Here is a 15,868-nt window from a genome sequence, read left to right on the forward strand (position 1 = left end):
CTGTCGGCTGTGCCGAGTAGCCTTGTCGGGTGATACTCGCGGGCTTGATCAAGGCGCTGTCGCGCGCCTCCACGTACTCCTCCGCCCTCGACCGGGCTGATCGCAGCACTGACTTCTCGGTGGTCGACGGCCTGCGCGTGCCGCTCCTCGCGGGGCTGCTCGCCAGGCGCGCCGGGCCCCAGGCCATGCTCGTGGTCACCGCCACCGGTCGCGAGTCCGAGGCCGTCCGCCTGTCCCTCGCCAGCTACGTGCCGGGCGCCGAGGTCATCGAGTTCCCCGCGTGGGAGACCCTGCCGCACGAGCGCCTCAGCCCGAGCGCCGAGACCGTGGGCAAGCGCATCCACGCGCTCCGTCGCCTCGCCGCCTGGTCGGCCGAGGCCGCGACTGCGGCCGCCGCCGCGGGCTCGACCGGCGACGCGGCTCCCGGCGTGCGTCCGCTCGTCGTCGTCGCGGGCGTCCGCGCGGCCCTGCAGCCCGTCTCCGACAACCTCGCCGACATCGACCCGGTCGTGCTGACCGTCGGCGACCGCGGCCACGACCTCTCCGCGATCGCCCTGCGGCTCGTCGACCTCGCGTATGCGCGCGTCGACATGGTCACCCGGCGCGGCGAGTTCGCGGTGCGCGGCGGCATCCTCGACGTGTTCCCGCCGACGGCCGAGCACCCGGTGCGCGTCGACTTCTTCGGCGACGAGGTCGATCAGCTCCGCACCTTCTCGGTGGCCGACCAGCGCAGCCTCGAGGGCGTCGTGAGCACGGTCGAGCTGCCGCCGAGCCGCGAGATGCTGCTCACCGCGCCCGTGCGCCAGCGTGCCCGCGAGATGCAGCACGAGTTCCCGGGCCTCGCCCAGATGCTCGCCAAGATCGCCGAGGGCATCCCGGTAGAGGGGATGGAGTCGCTGGCGCCGGCCCTGGTCGACCGTCTCGTCCCGCTCACCCACTACCTGCCGGCGGGCGCCTCCGTCGCCGTGCTCTCGCCCGAGCGCGTGCAGTCGCGGGCCAAGAGCCTCGCCGAGACGAACCGCGAGTTCCTGTCCGCGGCGTGGAACGCCGCGACCGCCGGGGCCGCCGCCCCGATCGACCTCGACGCCGGCGACTTCCTCGCGCTCCGCGACCTGCGCGCGGCGGCCGGCGACCGCGCGTGGTTCACGTTCAGCGGCTTCGACTCGGGCGAGGTGCTCACCGACGACGAGGCGGTCCAGGCGGCAGGCGACTACGTCCGTGTCGAGGCCGCACCCGTGCCGAGCTTCAGCGGGCACGCCGAGGGCGCGCTCGACCACGTCGTCGGCCGCGTGCAGGACGGCTGGAGCGTCGTGGTCACCGCACGGGGCACCGGGCTCGTCGAGCGTGCCCGCGACGTGCTGTCCGAGCAGGGCGTCGCCGCGCGCCTCGTCGACGCGCTGCCCGACGAGCTCGAGCAGGGCGTCGTGCACCTCGTCGCCGGGGGAGTCGAGGCCGGCTTCGAGCTGCCGTCCGCCAAGATCGCCGTCCTCGGCGAGAGCGACTTCTACGGCCGGTCGGCGAACTACGACTCCCGCCAGGTCAAGAAGCTCGCGAGCCGCCGCAAGAACGTCGTCGACCCGCTGCAGCTCAAGCCGGGCGACGTGGTGGTGCACCAGACCCACGGCATCGGCAAGTTCCTCGAGCTGACCAGTCGCGAGGTCTCCTCCGGCGGCCGCAACGCCGTCAAGAACAGCCGCGAGTACCTCGTGCTCGAGTACGCGCCCTCCAAGCGCGGCTACCCCGGCGACAAGCTCTACGTGCCCACCGACCAGCTCGACCTGCTCAGCCGCTACGTCGGCGGCGAGGCGCCCTCGCTCAGCAAGATGGGCGGCAGCGACTGGGCCTCGGCGAAGAGCAAGGCCCGCCGGGCCGTCCGCGACATCGCGGTCGAGCTCGTCAAGCTGTACTCGGCGCGGATGGCGTCGAAGGGGCACGCGTTCCCGCCCGACACCCCGTGGCAGCGCGAGCTCGAGGAGGCCTTCCCGTTCGCCGAGACGCCCGACCAGCTCACGACGATCGACGAGATCAAGGCCGACATGGAACGGCCGATCCCGATGGACCGCCTGCTCTCGGGCGACGTGGGCTACGGCAAGACCGAGGTGGCCGTGCGGGCCGCGTTCAAGGCGATCCAGGACGGCAAGCAGGTCGTGATGCTCGTGCCGACGACGCTGCTCGTCAAGCAGCACTTCGACACGTTCAGCGAGCGCTTCGCCGGGTTCCCCGTGCACCTGCGGAGCCTCAGCCGCTTCCAGTCCGCGAAGGAGAGCAAGGAGACCATCAAGGGGCTCGGCGACGGCACGGTCGACATGGTCATCGGCACCCACCGCCTCCTGAGCGAGGGCATCGCCTACAAAGACGTGGGGCTGGTGATCATCGACGAGGAACAGCGGTTCGGCGTCGAGCACAAGGACGCCCTGAAGAAGCTCAAGACCAACGTCGACATCCTCGCCATGTCCGCGACGCCCATCCCCCGGTCGCTCGAGATGGCCGTGACCGGCATCCGCGAGATGTCGACCCTCGCGACGCCTCCGGAGGACCGGCACCCGATCCTCACCTTCGTGGGGCCCGAGGGCGAACGGCAGAAGGCCGCGGCGATCCGACGAGAGCTGCTGCGCGAGGGCCAGGTCTTCTACGTGCACAACCGCGTCTCGAGCATCAACCGGGTCGCTGCCGAGATCGCCGAGCTCGTGCCGGAGGCGCGGGTCGCGGTGGCGCACGGCCAGATGGCCGAGTCCACCCTCGAGCAGGTCATGGTCGACTTCTGGGAGCGCAAGTTCGACGTGCTCGTCTCGACGACGATCATCGAGACGGGCCTCGACATCGCCAACGCGAACACCCTGATCATCGACCGTGCCGACAAGTACGGCCTCAGCCAGCTGCACCAGCTCCGCGGCCGGGTCGGTCGCGGCCGCGAGCGCGGCTACGCCTACTTCCTCTACGACCCGGACAAGCCGCTGAGCGAGACCGCGCAGGACAGGCTGGAGACGATCGCCGCCAACAACGAGCTCGGCGCCGGCATGCAGGTGGCCCTGAAGGACCTGGAGATCCGCGGGGCGGGCAATCTGCTCGGCGGTGAGCAGTCCGGCCACATCGCGGGCGTCGGCTTCGACCTCTACCTCCGGATGATCGGCGAGGCGGTCGGCGCGTTCCGCGGCGACGTGGCCGAGGGGCAGACCGAGCTGCGGCTCGAGCTGCCCGTCGACGCCCACATCCCCGACGAGTACGTCGAGAGCGAGCGCCTCCGGCTCGAGGCGTACCAGAAGCTCTCGACGGCCAGCGCTCCGACCTCGAGCGACGACCAGATCGACTCGGTGCTCGACGAGCTCACCGACCGCTACGGGACGCCGCCGGCCTCGGTGCTCGCGCTGATCGAGGTCTCCCGCCTCCGGCGAGCGGCGCAGAAGGCCGGGCTCAGCGAGGTCGTCGTCATGGGCAGCAACCTGCGCGTCGCCGGCGCCGACCTGGCGGACAGCATGCAGGTGCGCCTGCAGCGCCTCTACCCGGGGGCTCGGTGGTTCGGCCAGACGAACTCGGTCAGCGTCCCCCTGCCGGTGCGGCACGGGGAGGGGCTGGTCGACGCCGAGCTCATCCTCTGGGTCGAGCAGCTGATGACCTCGATCTACGGCGCGGACGTGCCGCGGCCCGCCGTCGACGGCGTCGCCCCCACGGCCTGACCCGACGGGCGGCCCTCTCGGCCGCCCGTCCACGACGACCCCGGCGGTCAGACGAGGAGGAGCGGTGCACGGCGACACAGGACTCGAGGCCGAGGTCAGAGAGCTCTCCGACGTGGTCGAGGCCCTGCTCGCCGACCAGGGCGGCTGCGAGTGGAACCGCGCGCAGACGCACGAGTCGCTCGTCACCTACCTGGTGGAGGAGTGCGCGGAGCTGGTCGAGGCGATCGAGGACGGCACGGTCGACGATCGTCGCGAGGAGCTCGGCGACGTGCTCTACCAAGTGGTCCTGCACGCGGCGATCGCGGCCCGCGCCTCCGACGGTGCCTTCGACCTGGCCGACGTCGTGCGCGACGTCCGGCTCAAGACCGTGCGTCGGCACCCGCACGTGTTCGGCGGAGAGGACGCGGCCGACGTGGACGACATCGTCCGCCTCTGGAGCGCCGCGAAGGCCGTCGAGAAGGCGAGCCGGTCGAGCGTCTACGACGGCGTGCCACGTGGGCTGCCGGCGCTCTCCCGCGCTCAGAAGCTGGAGGGCAGACGCGTAGCCGCCGGGGCCCCTCCGGCGGTCAGGCGAGCTGCGGGTGCCGACGCCGGGGCCGACGACGAAGCCGGTGCTGACGCGGACGCCGCCGATGCCGAGCTCGCCTGGGGGCGTGACCTGCTCGACGTCGTGGACAGGGCTGGCCGGGACGGCCTCGACGCCGAGCGGGCACTGCGCCGAGCCGTGCGGGAGCGCGAGACCCTGTTGCGGGCCGCGGAACCACGCCGCGACGACGACTGACCGGTCGGACCCGTCGCAGCGGTCGGACCCGTCGCAGCGGTCGGACCGATCGGACCCGTCGGACCCGTCGGGGAGGGGCGCCTCCCTGACCCGAACAGGGAGGCGCCCGCGCGTGGTCCGGTCGGGACGGGAGACCCACGCGCCTGGGAAGACACGGGCGTCTCGCGACGAATCGACGACAGAGCACACCATCGTCATGACGCTCGTTCCTCCTGGGGATCAGTCCAGGGCGAGCACCGTGACGATTCCCCGAATGTAGCCCCTGTCGGGTGACATGTCAATCGGGGGGGCGAGGCATCCCCGTGGTCGGGCCACCTAGGCGGGCAGATCGGGTCTGTTACTGTCCGGTACGCCTGGTCGGGCCGCGCAGGGCGGAGTCGACCGGCTCCTGGAGGAGCGCCGTCGATGCCCCGCAAGCCGGATCCCACGCGCAAGCCCGAGCTCCTCGGCCAGATCGTCGAGCACCTCCGGGGGCGGTCGCTCGCGACGGTGTCGTTCCGCACCCTCGCCGAGTCCCTCGGGGTCAGCACGTACGTCTTCGTCTACCACTTCGGCAACCGGGCAGAGCTCGTCGCCGAGATCGTCCGCGCGATCGTGGCGCGGGAGGACGACGTCCTGGCCGTCGAGGTGGAGCCGCTCGACGAGGCCGCGTTCGAGGCGCACCTGGCGCGCGCCTGGGCGGCGGCCGTCGACGATCGGGGTCGTGACCTCCGACGCCTCGAGACGGAGGCGGCCCTCCTCGAGGTCGTCGCCGGCGACGAGCAGGGTGCTGCTCGCCGGGCCCCCGAGCGCTGGCCCGCGCACCTCGCCCCGTGGCTCACCGCCCGCGGCGTCCCCGTCGCGGACGCCGAGCGGGCTGCGCAGCGGCTGGCGGCCGTGCTCTGGGCGGCGCAGCTCGACTCCGTCCTCTCGGGCGACGTCGAGCGCGCGTCCGCCGTCGCGGCGACGGCCCGTGCCGATTTCGTCGCCCTCGCACGGCGCTGACGACGGCCCTCGCGGGGCTGACGACAGCCCTCGGGGGCTGGGGATGGGATGACGGACCGGGCGGCACGCCCGGTCCGTCGCGACGCCCCACCGCAGGGAAGGCGGGCGCCAGGTCGGCGGTGCGCAACCCGATTCGCTCCGCCGACGCCTCGACAGTACATGCAATGTCACATACGGGCAAGGGGTGCCCGCCATCGTCCTCCCGTCGGCTCTGGGATGATGGTCGGATGCCGTCAAACGTGACCCCGCCGCGCGGGATGAGAGACTTCCTGCCCGCCGACAAGCGCCGCCGCGAGCGGGTCCTCTCCGTGGTCCGCGACGTCTACCGGGCGCACGGCTTCGACGAGATCGAGACTCCCGTCGTCGAGTCGAGCGAGTACCTCTTCTCGGGCCTCGGGGGCGACAACGAGAAGCAGGTCTTCGCGGTGCTCCGACGTGGTCTCGACGACGAGGCGCTGCGGGCGGCCTCGTCCGCCCTCGAGCTCGCCGACCTCGGCCTGCGCTTCGACCTCACGGTGCCGCTGGCCCGCTTCTACGCCTCGCACCGAGCCGAGCTGCCCACCGTCTTCCGCAGCGTGCAGATCGCGCCGGTCTGGCGGGCCGAGAAGCCGCAGAAGGGGCGCTACCGCCAGTTCGTCCAGTGCGACATCGACATCCTGGGCGAGGCCGGCCAGCTCGCCGAGATCGAGCTGATCTCGGCCACCACCGCCGTCCTGGCCGCCCTCGGCCTCGACGGCACCACGATCAGGGTCAACGACCGTCGCGTGCTCCTCGGGGTGCTGTCGCACTGGGGCGTTCCCGCCGAGCTGCACGACCGTGCGCTCCTCGAGATCGACAAGCTCGACAAGATCGGCGTCGAGGGCGTCGCGGCCCAGCTCGTGTCGATCGGCGTCGAGGCGCCGGGCATCGCCGACCAGCTGGCCCAGCTCGGCGACGCGACCTGGGACTCGGCGACCGCCTCCCCGCCTCCTGCGTGGCTCGACCAGGGGGCGTTCGGCGACCTGCTGGCGCTCCGGGCGGCACTGCCCGAGGCGAGGCTCGTCTTCGACCCGACACTGGTGCGGGGCATGGGCTACTACACGGGCACGATCTTCGAGGTGGCGCACCCCGACTTCTCGTACTCCCTCGGCGGGGGCGGTCGCTACGACGGCATGATCGGGCGGTTCCTCGGCACGGACGTGCCGGCCGCGGGCTTCTCGCTCGGCTTCGAGCGGATCGTCGACCTCGTCGAGCTCGACGACGCCGACGACGACGGCCTCGTCGTCCTCTACGACAAGGCGGTCGCCCCGGTCGAGCTGCTCGCCCTGCAGAAGGCGCTGGTGTCCCGCGGGGAGGCGCGGGTCCGGTTGCAGAAGCGCGCCAAGAACGTCGGGGGCCAGCTCGACGCCCTCGCGGCGGCCGGGTTCCGGCGCTTCGTCGCGGTGCGCGGGGGAGAAGCCCCGGACGACCTCGAGGTGCGGTCCCTGGGCTGACCCCGCCCTGCTCGGCGCCGGTCCGCGCGGCTAGGATCGACACGACCGCGTGCCCCGCACGCACACCGACGACTAAGGAGTTCATCCGTGGCAGAAATCGACGCAGTAGGCGCACGCGAGATCCTCGACTCGCGGGGCAACCCGACGGTCGAGGTCGAGGTCCTGCTCGACGACGGGACCGTGTCGCGCGCGGCCGTCCCCTCGGGCGCATCGACCGGGGCCTTCGAGGCCTACGAGCTGCGCGACGGCGACGAGAGCCGCTACCTCGGCAAGGGCGTCCTCAAGGCCGTCGCCGCCGTGATCGACGAGATCGGCCCCGAGGTCGAGGGCATGGACGCGACCGACCAGCGCCTCGTCGACGCCGCCATGATCGAGCTCGACGGCACCGAGAACAAGTCGCGCCTCGGCGCGAACGCCATCCTCGGCGTCTCGCTCGCCGTCGCCCGCGCCGCGGCCGACTCGGCCGACCTGCCGCTGTTCCGCTACCTCGGCGGCCCGAACGCGCACACCCTGCCCGTGCCGATGCTCAACGTCATCAACGGCGGCTCGCACGCTGACAGCAACGTCGACATCCAGGAGTTCATGATCCTGCCGATCGGCGCGACGTCGTTCGCGGACGCCCTCCGCTGGGGTGCCGAGACCTACCACGCGCTCAAGAGCGAGCTGAAGTCGAAGGGCCTGTCGACGGGCCTCGGCGACGAGGGCGGCTTCGCGCCGAACCTCGAGAGCAACCGTGCCGCGCTCGACCTGCTGGTCGAGGCGATCACCAAGGCCGGCTTCACCCCCGGCAAGGACATCGCGCTCGGCCTCGACGTCGCCTCCAGCGAGTTCTACGCCGACGGCTCGTACACGTTCGAGGGCGAGAAGCGCGACTCCGCGTTCCTCGCCGGCTACTACGCCGACCTCGTGTCGGCCTACCCGCTCGTCACCATCGAGGACCCCCTCGACGAGGACGACTGGGAGGGCTGGGCCCACCTGACGAGCGAGATCGGCTCGAAGACGCAGATCGTGGGCGACGACCTGTTCGTGACGAACCCCGAGCGCCTCGCCCGCGGCATCGCCGCCGGCGCCGCGAACTCGATCCTCGTCAAGGTCAACCAGATCGGCACGCTGACCGAGTCGCTCGACGCCGTCTCGCTCGCGCAGCGCAGCGGCTACACGACCGTGCTGTCGCACCGCTCCGGCGAGACCGAGGACACGACGATCGCCGACCTCGCCGTCGCGACCGACGCGGGCCAGATCAAGACGGGCGCCCCCGCCCGCAGCGAGCGCGTCGCGAAGTACAACCAGCTGCTCCGCATCGAGGAGGAGTTGGGCGACGCAGCAAGCTACGCCGGCTACTCGGCGTTCCCGCGCTTCTCGGCGTAGCGCCACAGAGCCGTGCCCGACGGGGCCCACGTCCTCGACGTGGTCCCCGCACCGAGGCCCGTTCCCCCTGGGGAGCGGGCCTCTCGGCGTTCCGTGACCCTGCCCCCTCGCGGGTCGTCTACCCTCGGGAGCATGCCCCGTGAGTCCCCGACCCGACGCGTGCCCGTCGCCTTCGCGTCGCGCGAGACCGCCGCGGGCGGCTGGCTCCGCAGCATCCGCTTCTCCGGCTTCAGCCTGCTGATGCTCGTCATCCTCGTGCTGTTCGTGGTCGTGCTCGCGCCGTCGCTCCGCACCCTGGTCCAGCAGCAGCAGCAGATCGCGTCCCTCCAGCAGGACGTGCGCGACCAGCGCGACGACGTCGACGACCTCCAGGGCGACGTCGCGCGGTGGAGCGACCCCGCGTACATCGAGGCCCAGGCCCGGGACCGGCTGCTCTACGTGTACCCCGGCGAGTACAGCTACCTCGTGATGGGTGCGGACGCCGACGCGTCGTCGCCGTCGCAGGCGCCCATCAGCGACACGCTCCAGACCCCGCAGGTCGACTGGGTCGCCGCGATGATGTCGTCCGTGATCGACGCCGGCCTCAGCGACGAACCCGCGACCGAGCTGGTCGCGCCCGACATCGGCGGCGCGCCCCTGCCGTCCTCCACGACAGGCGGCACGCCGTGACGACCCCTCCCTTCGAGCCCGTCAGCGAGCGCGACGTCCAGCTCGTCACCGCGATGCTCGGTCGCCCCGCCCGCGACGTGATCGGCATCCCCGCACGCTGCGTCTGCGGCAACCCGACCGTCGTCGCGACGAAGCCGCGCCTCGGCGACGGCACTCCGTTCCCGACGCTCTACTACCTGTGCCACCCGGGGGCCACCGCCGCGATCTCGACCCTCGAGGCGAACGGCGTCATGGCCGAGCTGACCGAGCTGCTCGCCGCGGACGACGACCTCAGGAGGCGCTACCACGACGCCCACGACGCCTACCTCGCCGACCGCGAGGGCATCGAGCACGTGGCCGAGATCGCGCACGTGACCGCCGGGGGCATGCCCGAGCGCGTCAAGTGCCTGCACGCCCTCGCCGGGCACGCCCTCTCGGCGGGGCCGGGCGTCAACCCGCTCGGCGACCTCGCCGTCGAGCGCTCGAGCTGGAGCCCCGACGTGTGCCGCTGTGGCGACTACCTGGGCGAGGCGGGCGACGAGGCGGCGGCGGCCGACGGGACCGCTCCGAGCGCGGCGACCGGTGCGGGCGGCGTGACCGCCGCCTCCTCCGCTCCGCCCGAGGCAGGCTGACGCAGGTGCGCCGCACCGGGGGGCGCGCGGCGACCAGGGCGCTGGCGACGAGCGTGCTCGTGGTGGCGACGGCCGCGGGTCTCACGCTCGCGCCCGCCGCGGCGGCGTCCGCCGACAGCATCCGCGACGCGCAGTACTGGCTGTCCGACTACGGGGTGCAGCAGGCGTGGCAGACGACGCGCGGCGCGGGCGTCACGGTCGCCGTGATCGACACGGGCGTCGACGGCTCCGTCCGCGAGCTGCAGGGTGCCGTCGTCGGGGGCACGGACATGTCCGGGCAGGGCTCCGCCGACGGTCAGCGCCCGGTCGGCTCCGACGACCCAGCCCACGGGACCCTCGTCGGCTCCCTGCTCGCGGGACGAGGCACGGCGACCGGCGACGGCGTGATCGGCGTCGCGCCCGAGGCCGACCTCCTGTCGATCTCGGTGGGCTTCGGCGCCGGCGCGGTCGACTCCGACCAGCAGATCGCCGACGCCGTCACCTGGGCCGTCGACCACGGCGCCGACGTGATCAACATGTCCCTGACCCGCAACACCCTCGACTGGCCCACGAGCTGGGACGAGGCGTTCCTGCACGCGCAGGAGGAGGACGTCGTCGTGGTCGCGGCGGCGGGCAACCGCGGCAGCGGCACGACCGAGGTCGGCGCGCCCGCCACGATGCCGGGCGTCCTCACCGTCGCCGGCGTCGACCGGTCGGGCGCGGCGAGCTTCGACGCCTCCAGCCAGGGCATCACCATCGGCGTCTCGGCCCCCAGCGAGAAGCTCGTCGGCGTCGGCCCGGGCGACGTGCACTACAGCTGGAGCGGCACCAGCGGCGCGACGCCCCTCGTCGCCGGCATGGTCGCCCTCGTGCGGAGCGCGCACCCCGAGCTCGGCGCGGCCGACGTGATCAACAGGGTCGTCTCGACGGCCGACCCGAGGGGCGCCTCGCAGCCCGACCCGCTCTACGGGTACGGCCTCGTCGACGCGGCCGCCGCCGTCCAGCGCACCGTCGCGCCCGTCACGGCGAACCCGATGGGCGACCTCGCCGAGTGGATCCGGGTGCACCGACGGGCCGACGCCCCCGCGCCGAGCGCCGGTGCGGTGGCCCCGGTCGAGCCCGCGCCGGTGCCGACGCCGCAGAGCGACGGCGACCATCCCCTCCGTGCGCTGCTCCCGACGGTCGAGTCGATGCGCTCGACCGGCCTGCCGCTGATCGTCTTCGCGGTCTTCGGCGCGGCGCTCGTCGCCGTCGGGGCGGGCGCGGTCCGCCAGTTCAGGCGACGACACGAGCAGGAGTAAAGTCGTCGTGCCACCCCACCACCTCGAGGAGTTCACCCCTGTGCCCAAGATCCTGATCGTCGGCGGCGGCTACGCCGGTTTCTACACAGCCTGGAAGCTCGAGAAGTGGCTGCGCGCCGGGGAGGCGGAGGTCACGATCGTCGACCCGCTGCCGTACATGACGTACCAGCCGTTCCTCCCGGAGGTGGCAGCCGGCTCCATCGAGCCGCGTCACGCGGTCGTCTCGCTGCGTCGTCACCTGAAGAACACGAACGTCGTCACGGCCAAGGTCACCAAGGTCGACCACGCCACGAAGACGGCGACGATCACGCCCGAGGTCGGCGACCCGTGGACGGTCGACTACGACCAGGTCGTCATGACCGCCGGCGCCGTGTCGCGCACGTTCCCGATCCCGGGCGTCGCCGACGAGGCGATCGGCCTCAAGACCATCGAGGAGGCGGCGGCGATCCGCGACAAGCTCCTCACCAACTTCGCGGCGGCCGCGAACCTGCCCGCCGGTGCCGCACGCGACCGTCTGCTGACCGTCACGGTCGTCGGTGGCGGCTTCGCCGGCATCGAGGTGTTCGCCGAGCTGCGCAGCTTCGCCAGCGACCTGCTCAAGAAGTACCCGCAGCTCACCATCGACGACACGCACTTCCACCTCGTCGAGGCCATGGGCCGGATCATGCCCGAGGTGTCGCTCGAGACCAGCCACTGGGTGCTCAAGAACCTCGCCGAGCGCGCCGCCACGGTGCACCTCGACACGCAGCTGAAGTCCGCCGTGGGCGGCGTCATCGAGCTCTCGACGGGCGAGTCGTTCGAGTCCGACCTGATCGTCTGGACGGCCGGCGTCATGGCCAACCCGATGGTGCGCAGCACCGACCTGCCCCTCGAGGAGAGGGGGCGGATCACCGTCAAGGCCGACCTCCGTGTCGTCGACGGCGAGACGATCGTCCCCGACGCCTGGGCCTGCGGCGACGTCGCGGCCACGCCCGACCTGACGGGCAAGGGCGTCGGCGGCTTCTGCGTGCCCAACGCGCAGCACGCCGTCCGCATGGGCAAGCACCTCGCCAAGAACATCACCGCGTCGCTGCGCGGCGAGGGCGTCGCCGACTACCGTCACGACAACCTCGGCGCGGTCGCCGGCCTCGGCGTCGGCGTGGGCGTGTTCCAGAGCGGCAAGTTCGTGCTCAAGGGCCTGCCGGCCTGGGCTGCGCACCGTGGCTACCACGGCCTCGCGATGCCCTCGTTCGAGCGCAAGTTCCGCGTCGCCACCGGCTGGTGGAACAACTTCTGGCTCGGTCGCGACATCGTCTCGCTCGACAACCGCGAGCGTCCCCGCGCCGCCTTCGAGGAGTTCGCGTCGCGCCCGAAGACCGAGGTCGCCGCCCCGGCCGCCCCTGCGACGCCCGAGCTCGGCAAGGTCGCCGGCGAGCCCGGCCCGGCCTACGCCAACCCGGCCGACGAGAAGGGCGCGCCCGCCGAGGGCGAAGCCGAGAAGCCGGTCCGCAAGGCTCCCGCCCGCAAGCCGGCGGCCAAGAAGCCGGCCGCGAAGGCCGACGCCGACGCTGCGGTGCCTGCCGACGCCGGGCGCGGCTCGCTGTCGACCAGCGACTGACTCGACCAGCACTCACGACGCCCGCCCGCTGATCCCAGCGCGGCGGGCGTCGTCGTGTCGTCACCTGGATCGTAGGCTGGGGGCACGCCCTCGTAGCCCAACGGTCAGAGGCAGGCGACTTAAAATCGCTTCAGTCAGGGTTCGAATCCCTGCGGGGGCACTCCGCTCCGCTCCGGCCCCCGCCGGGATCCGAACCCTGACGCGGCCCGACGACGCTGCCGCGTCGTCCCCGTGCGGGGGCACTCCAGCTCCTCCTCCCCTTCCCCTCGGCGTGAGCCGTCACGAATGCCTGCGACGCGCCACTGAGGCAGCACGTCCTGACGGTTCGCGTCCGCGCCTCGGGCGGGGGAGGGAAGGAAGAGCGGCTAGAGCGCGCGGCGGGCCGGCTCCACGTAGGTCGCCCACAGCCAGGCCGCGACCGCGAGCAGGGCCGCGACGAGGCTCGCCAGCAGCAGCGCCGGCAGCGGGAACGACGAGGAGGGGGCGCCCACGAACACGGCGGCCGCGACGGACACCCCCACCACGGCCAGGACCGTGTAGACGCCCGGCGACCACGCCCACACGTGCCGTCCCGGCATCGAGCCGAGCGGCAGCAGCTGGACGACCAGGGAGCCGAGGCCGGCGAGGCAGACCGTGGCGAGGGCCTCCCGGCCGAGCTGCGGCCAGGCGCCCGGTGCGTCGACGAGGCCGTGCAGCACCCAGGCCGCAGCGGGGACGACGACGGTCGCAGCGAGCTGGACCGCCGCGGCGATGCCGCGGTCGCGCCGACCCGGGCTCCGTCCCGCGCCGACGGCGTGGCCGCCGCTGTGACGCACGGCGCCCAGGGTCCCGACGAGCAGCACGCCGAGCACGAGCGCGGGATCGAGGGAGAAGACCCGGGTGGCTCCGCAGGCGACCACCGCGGCCAGCAGCAGGCCGGGCGACATCCGGACACGGACGGCGAGGCCGAGGCGTCGGGCGACGAGCACCGCGGGGAGGACGACCACGAGGCCGTTCAGCACGACGAGCCCCAGCACGATCCCCGCGAGGAGACGCGCGTACTGCACCTGTCCGTCGACGCCCGCGGCCACGGCGATGGCGGCGGCGCCTCCTGCCAGGGCGAGGCCGGCGGCGACGCGGGGGTCGATGGTGCCCCGGTTGAACGAGGTGGGCAGCTCGGACGACCGGTTGCGACCGGTCAGACGGGCTGCGCGGGGGCGGAGCCGGCCGCGGGCTGCGGCCGCCGCGAGCCGGGAAGGCCCCGCGACGAGGACGAGGAACAGCAGCGCCACCGCTGCGCCCAGCGGCCAGACCGGGCCGCCGAGCGTCTGGGCGAGCGTGGGCAAGCCGGCGCCGAACGTCGTCGCGGTCGCCCAGGTGCCGGTCTGCGTTCCCTGGCCGACGCCGGGGGGCGTGCCGGCGCCTCCTTCACCGCCGGGTCCGGTCGGAGGAGGCGTGGTCGTCGATCCTCCGTCGGACGGTCCGGGGGGAGCGGTCGAGGGCGGCACCGCACCGGGGGAGGGCGTCGCCGTCGCACCGGGTCGCGGCGTCGCCGTGGCTCCCGGCGCGGCCGGGGCGGCGGCCGCAGCGCCCACCGTGACCCGCACGGCCGCGCTCGGCGGCCCGAAGTTCCCGGCCGGGTCGACGAGGGCGGCCTGGACCAGCCGGTCGCCGTCGGCGAGCTCGCTGCCCCCGGCGGTGCACGACCAGGTCCCTCCGCCCGAGACGGTGGCCTGACAGACCGGCGTGCTGTCGACGTAGACGGTCGCGAGGGCCCCGGCCTCGCCCGTGCCGGAGACGGCGAGGGGCAGGGCGGCGACGCGCTGGCCGGACGTCGGGCTCGTCACGACCGGCACCGCGGGGGCGTCGCGGTCGACGGTGACGCTCGACGGCCGCGAGGAGGCGGAGACGGGGACGGCGGGCACGGCGGAGGACGACTGCACGGCACGCACGTCGTGGCGGCCGGAGGGGAAGCTCGCCGCGGGCAGCACGGCGAGCCAGCCGCCGTCGGCCGAGGCGGTCGCCGTGGCGGTGGCCCCCGAGCCCGAGGTCACGGTGACCACGGCGCCGGGGAAGGCGGTGCCGCCGAGCTTGGCGCCGACGAGCAGACCCGAGCCGACCGTCGGTGCGGCGAGGACCGAGAAGGAGGCGGAGGTCGCGGGATCGACGTCGGTGTGGTCCAGGTCGGTGACGACGACGGTCCAGCCCGCGCCGCTCGGGACGGTCGCCGTGCAGGTCCAGGAGCCATCCGAGGTCGTCGCCACGGACGCACACAGGTCGCGGTAGGTGCCGTTGCTCGTGAGCGCGACCTTGACCCGGGCCCCGGGGGTCGCGTCGCCGGAGGCCGTGACGGAGCCCGTCGGGCTGTCGGCCACCGGCCCGACCGTCGGGGCGACGGGCGTCGGGCCGGGCGTCGGGGTCGGCGACCCGAGCTGGGGCGACGGCGTCTGCGTGGGGGCCCCCGCCGCCTCCACGGGACCGGCCGGCCCGCCCGTCACGGCGAGCCCGGCCAGCACGGTCCCCAGGACGAGCAGCCACGCGAGCCGAGCCCGACGGGTGCGTCGGCGCACGCCGACAGCGCGTCCGGCGACGGAGGCGGGACGCGGCGAGGGAGAGGTCGTGGTGTCGAGCACTGCTCCCCATTCAGCACGGTGCGTGAGCACCTGTCAATCGGTCGCGCGGACCAGTTCGCGACGACGGTCCGGCATCCGACAGGTGATGTCGAGAGTTACCCCCGAAGACGCCCTGTCCACGGGGAGCCCCCATCCGGCGCATTTATAGTGGCCCACGCATCGACGTGACCCTCGACCGGCATCCCGAGGACGACCGCGACGCGTCCACCCGAGCCGTATCCCCAAGGAGTCACCACCCATGCAACCGGCCCTCATCGCCACCCTGGTCGCCATCGGGATCATCGTCCTGCTCGTCGTGATCGCCGGCATCTACCTCTGGTCGACCTACAACAGCCTGGTCACGCTCAAGGTCCGCGTCGATGAGGCGTGGAGCGACATCACCATCCAGCTGAAGCGCAGGGCCGACCTGATCCCGAACATCATCGAGTCGGTCAAGGGCTACGCGTCGCACGAGGCCAAGGTGTTCCAGAACGTCACGGAGGCGCGGGCCGAGACCCTGGGGGCGCAGACGCCCGCAGAGGCGTCCGCCGCCGAGGGGCACATGCAGACGGCGCTGAAGAGCATCTTCGCCGTGTCGGAGGCCTACCCGCAGCTCCAGGCGAGCCAGAACTTCCTGCAGCTGCAGTCCGAGCTCGTCGACACCGAGGACAAGATCCAGGCCGCACGTCGCTTCTACAACGGCGGCGTCCGCGAGTTCAACACCAAGACGCGCACGTTCCCGAACACGCTCTTCGTGAAGCGCCTCGGCTTCACCGAGCGCGACTTCTTCGAGGTGGCCGAGCCCTCTGCCATCGCCGAGCCGCCGCGCGTCCAGTTCTAG

General features: G+C 73.1%; 10 protein-coding genes, 1 tRNA gene and 1 pseudogene. 11 read left to right on the forward strand and 1 reads right to left on the reverse strand.

Features of this window, described 5'->3' with window-relative positions:
- Nucleotides 1-29: 29 nt before the first annotated feature.
- The 10 genes and pseudogenes from mfd (at nt 30) to EDF18_RS12340 (ending at nt 12,596) form a co-directional block, all read left to right on the forward strand.
- Nucleotides 30-3,674: a transcription-repair coupling factor gene (mfd, locus tag EDF18_RS12290; protein ID WP_123548054.1), complete on the forward strand. Its 3,645-nt coding sequence runs from the start codon at nt 30-32 to the stop codon at nt 3,672-3,674.
- 64 nt (nt 3,675-3,738) lie between these two features.
- Nucleotides 3,739-4,455: a MazG nucleotide pyrophosphohydrolase domain-containing protein gene (locus EDF18_RS12295; RefSeq protein ID WP_123548055.1), complete on the forward strand. Its 717-nt coding sequence runs from the start codon at nt 3,739-3,741 to the stop codon at nt 4,453-4,455.
- A 405-nt stretch (nt 4,456-4,860) separates the two neighbouring features.
- Nucleotides 4,861-5,439 carry a TetR/AcrR family transcriptional regulator gene (locus tag EDF18_RS12305; RefSeq protein ID WP_123548056.1) on the forward strand — a complete coding sequence of 193 codons (579 nt, stop codon included), beginning with the start codon at nt 4,861-4,863 and terminating at the stop codon, nt 5,437-5,439.
- Nucleotides 5,440-5,666: 227 nt separating this feature from the next.
- Nucleotides 5,667-6,911 (forward strand): histidine--tRNA ligase, encoded by a 1,245-nt coding sequence (gene hisS / locus EDF18_RS12310; RefSeq protein WP_123548057.1) that lies wholly within the window; start codon nt 5,667-5,669, stop codon nt 6,909-6,911.
- Nucleotides 6,912-6,998: 87 nt separating this feature from the next.
- Nucleotides 6,999-8,279, forward strand: coding sequence for a phosphopyruvate hydratase (gene eno / locus EDF18_RS12315; RefSeq protein ID WP_123548058.1), 1,281 nt, complete (start codon nt 6,999-7,001; stop codon nt 8,277-8,279).
- Nucleotides 8,280-8,411: 132 nt separating this feature from the next.
- Nucleotides 8,412-8,948: a septum formation initiator family protein gene (locus tag EDF18_RS12320; RefSeq protein ID WP_123548059.1), complete on the forward strand. Its 537-nt coding sequence runs from the start codon at nt 8,412-8,414 to the stop codon at nt 8,946-8,948.
- Nucleotides 8,945-9,445: pseudogene (locus tag EDF18_RS12325) on the forward strand (DUF501 domain-containing protein); the annotation flags it as partial. The gene EDF18_RS12320 and the pseudogene EDF18_RS12325, both read left to right, overlap by 4 nt.
- Nucleotides 9,446-9,564: 119 nt before the next feature.
- Nucleotides 9,565-10,839, forward strand: a complete 1,275-nt coding sequence (locus EDF18_RS12330; RefSeq protein ID WP_123548061.1) for a S8 family serine peptidase — start codon at nt 9,565-9,567, stop codon at nt 10,837-10,839.
- 40 nt (nt 10,840-10,879) lie between these two features.
- On the forward strand, nt 10,880-12,436 hold the full coding sequence (locus EDF18_RS12335) for an NAD(P)/FAD-dependent oxidoreductase (RefSeq protein WP_123548331.1): 1,557 nt from the start codon (nt 10,880-10,882) through the stop codon (nt 12,434-12,436).
- 86 nt (nt 12,437-12,522) lie between these two features.
- Nucleotides 12,523-12,596 (forward strand) — tRNA-Leu (locus tag EDF18_RS12340).
- 205 nt (nt 12,597-12,801) lie between these two features.
- Here the strand turns inward: EDF18_RS12340 and EDF18_RS12345 are convergent.
- Nucleotides 12,802-15,048, reverse strand: a complete 2,247-nt coding sequence (locus tag EDF18_RS12345) for a hypothetical protein (protein ID WP_123548062.1) — start codon at nt 15,046-15,048, stop codon at nt 12,802-12,804.
- Between the two features lie 238 nt (nt 15,049-15,286).
- Here EDF18_RS12345 and EDF18_RS12350 point away from each other — a divergent pair, with 238 nt between their 5' ends.
- Nucleotides 15,287-15,868, forward strand: a complete 582-nt coding sequence (locus EDF18_RS12350) for a LemA family protein (protein WP_369878333.1) — start codon at nt 15,287-15,289, stop codon at nt 15,866-15,868.

Source organism: Frigoribacterium sp. PhB107 (assembly GCF_003751515.1).
Classification (GTDB): Bacteria; Actinomycetota; Actinomycetes; order Actinomycetales; family Microbacteriaceae; genus Frigoribacterium.

Excerpts from the sequence above, each read along its gene's own strand:
- EDF18_RS12305 (WP_123548056.1), top strand. The coding sequence starts at position 4,861 with ATGCCCCGCAAGCCGGATCCCACGCGCAAGCCCGAGCTCCTCGGCCAG.
- EDF18_RS12350 (WP_369878333.1), top strand. The coding sequence starts at position 15,287 with ATGCAACCGGCCCTCATCGCCACCCTGGTCGCCATCGGGATCATCGTC.
- EDF18_RS12320 (WP_123548059.1), top strand. The coding sequence starts at position 8,412 with ATGCCCCGTGAGTCCCCGACCCGACGCGTGCCCGTCGCCTTCGCGTCG.
- hisS (WP_123548057.1), top strand. The coding sequence starts at position 5,667 with ATGCCGTCAAACGTGACCCCGCCGCGCGGGATGAGAGACTTCCTGCCC.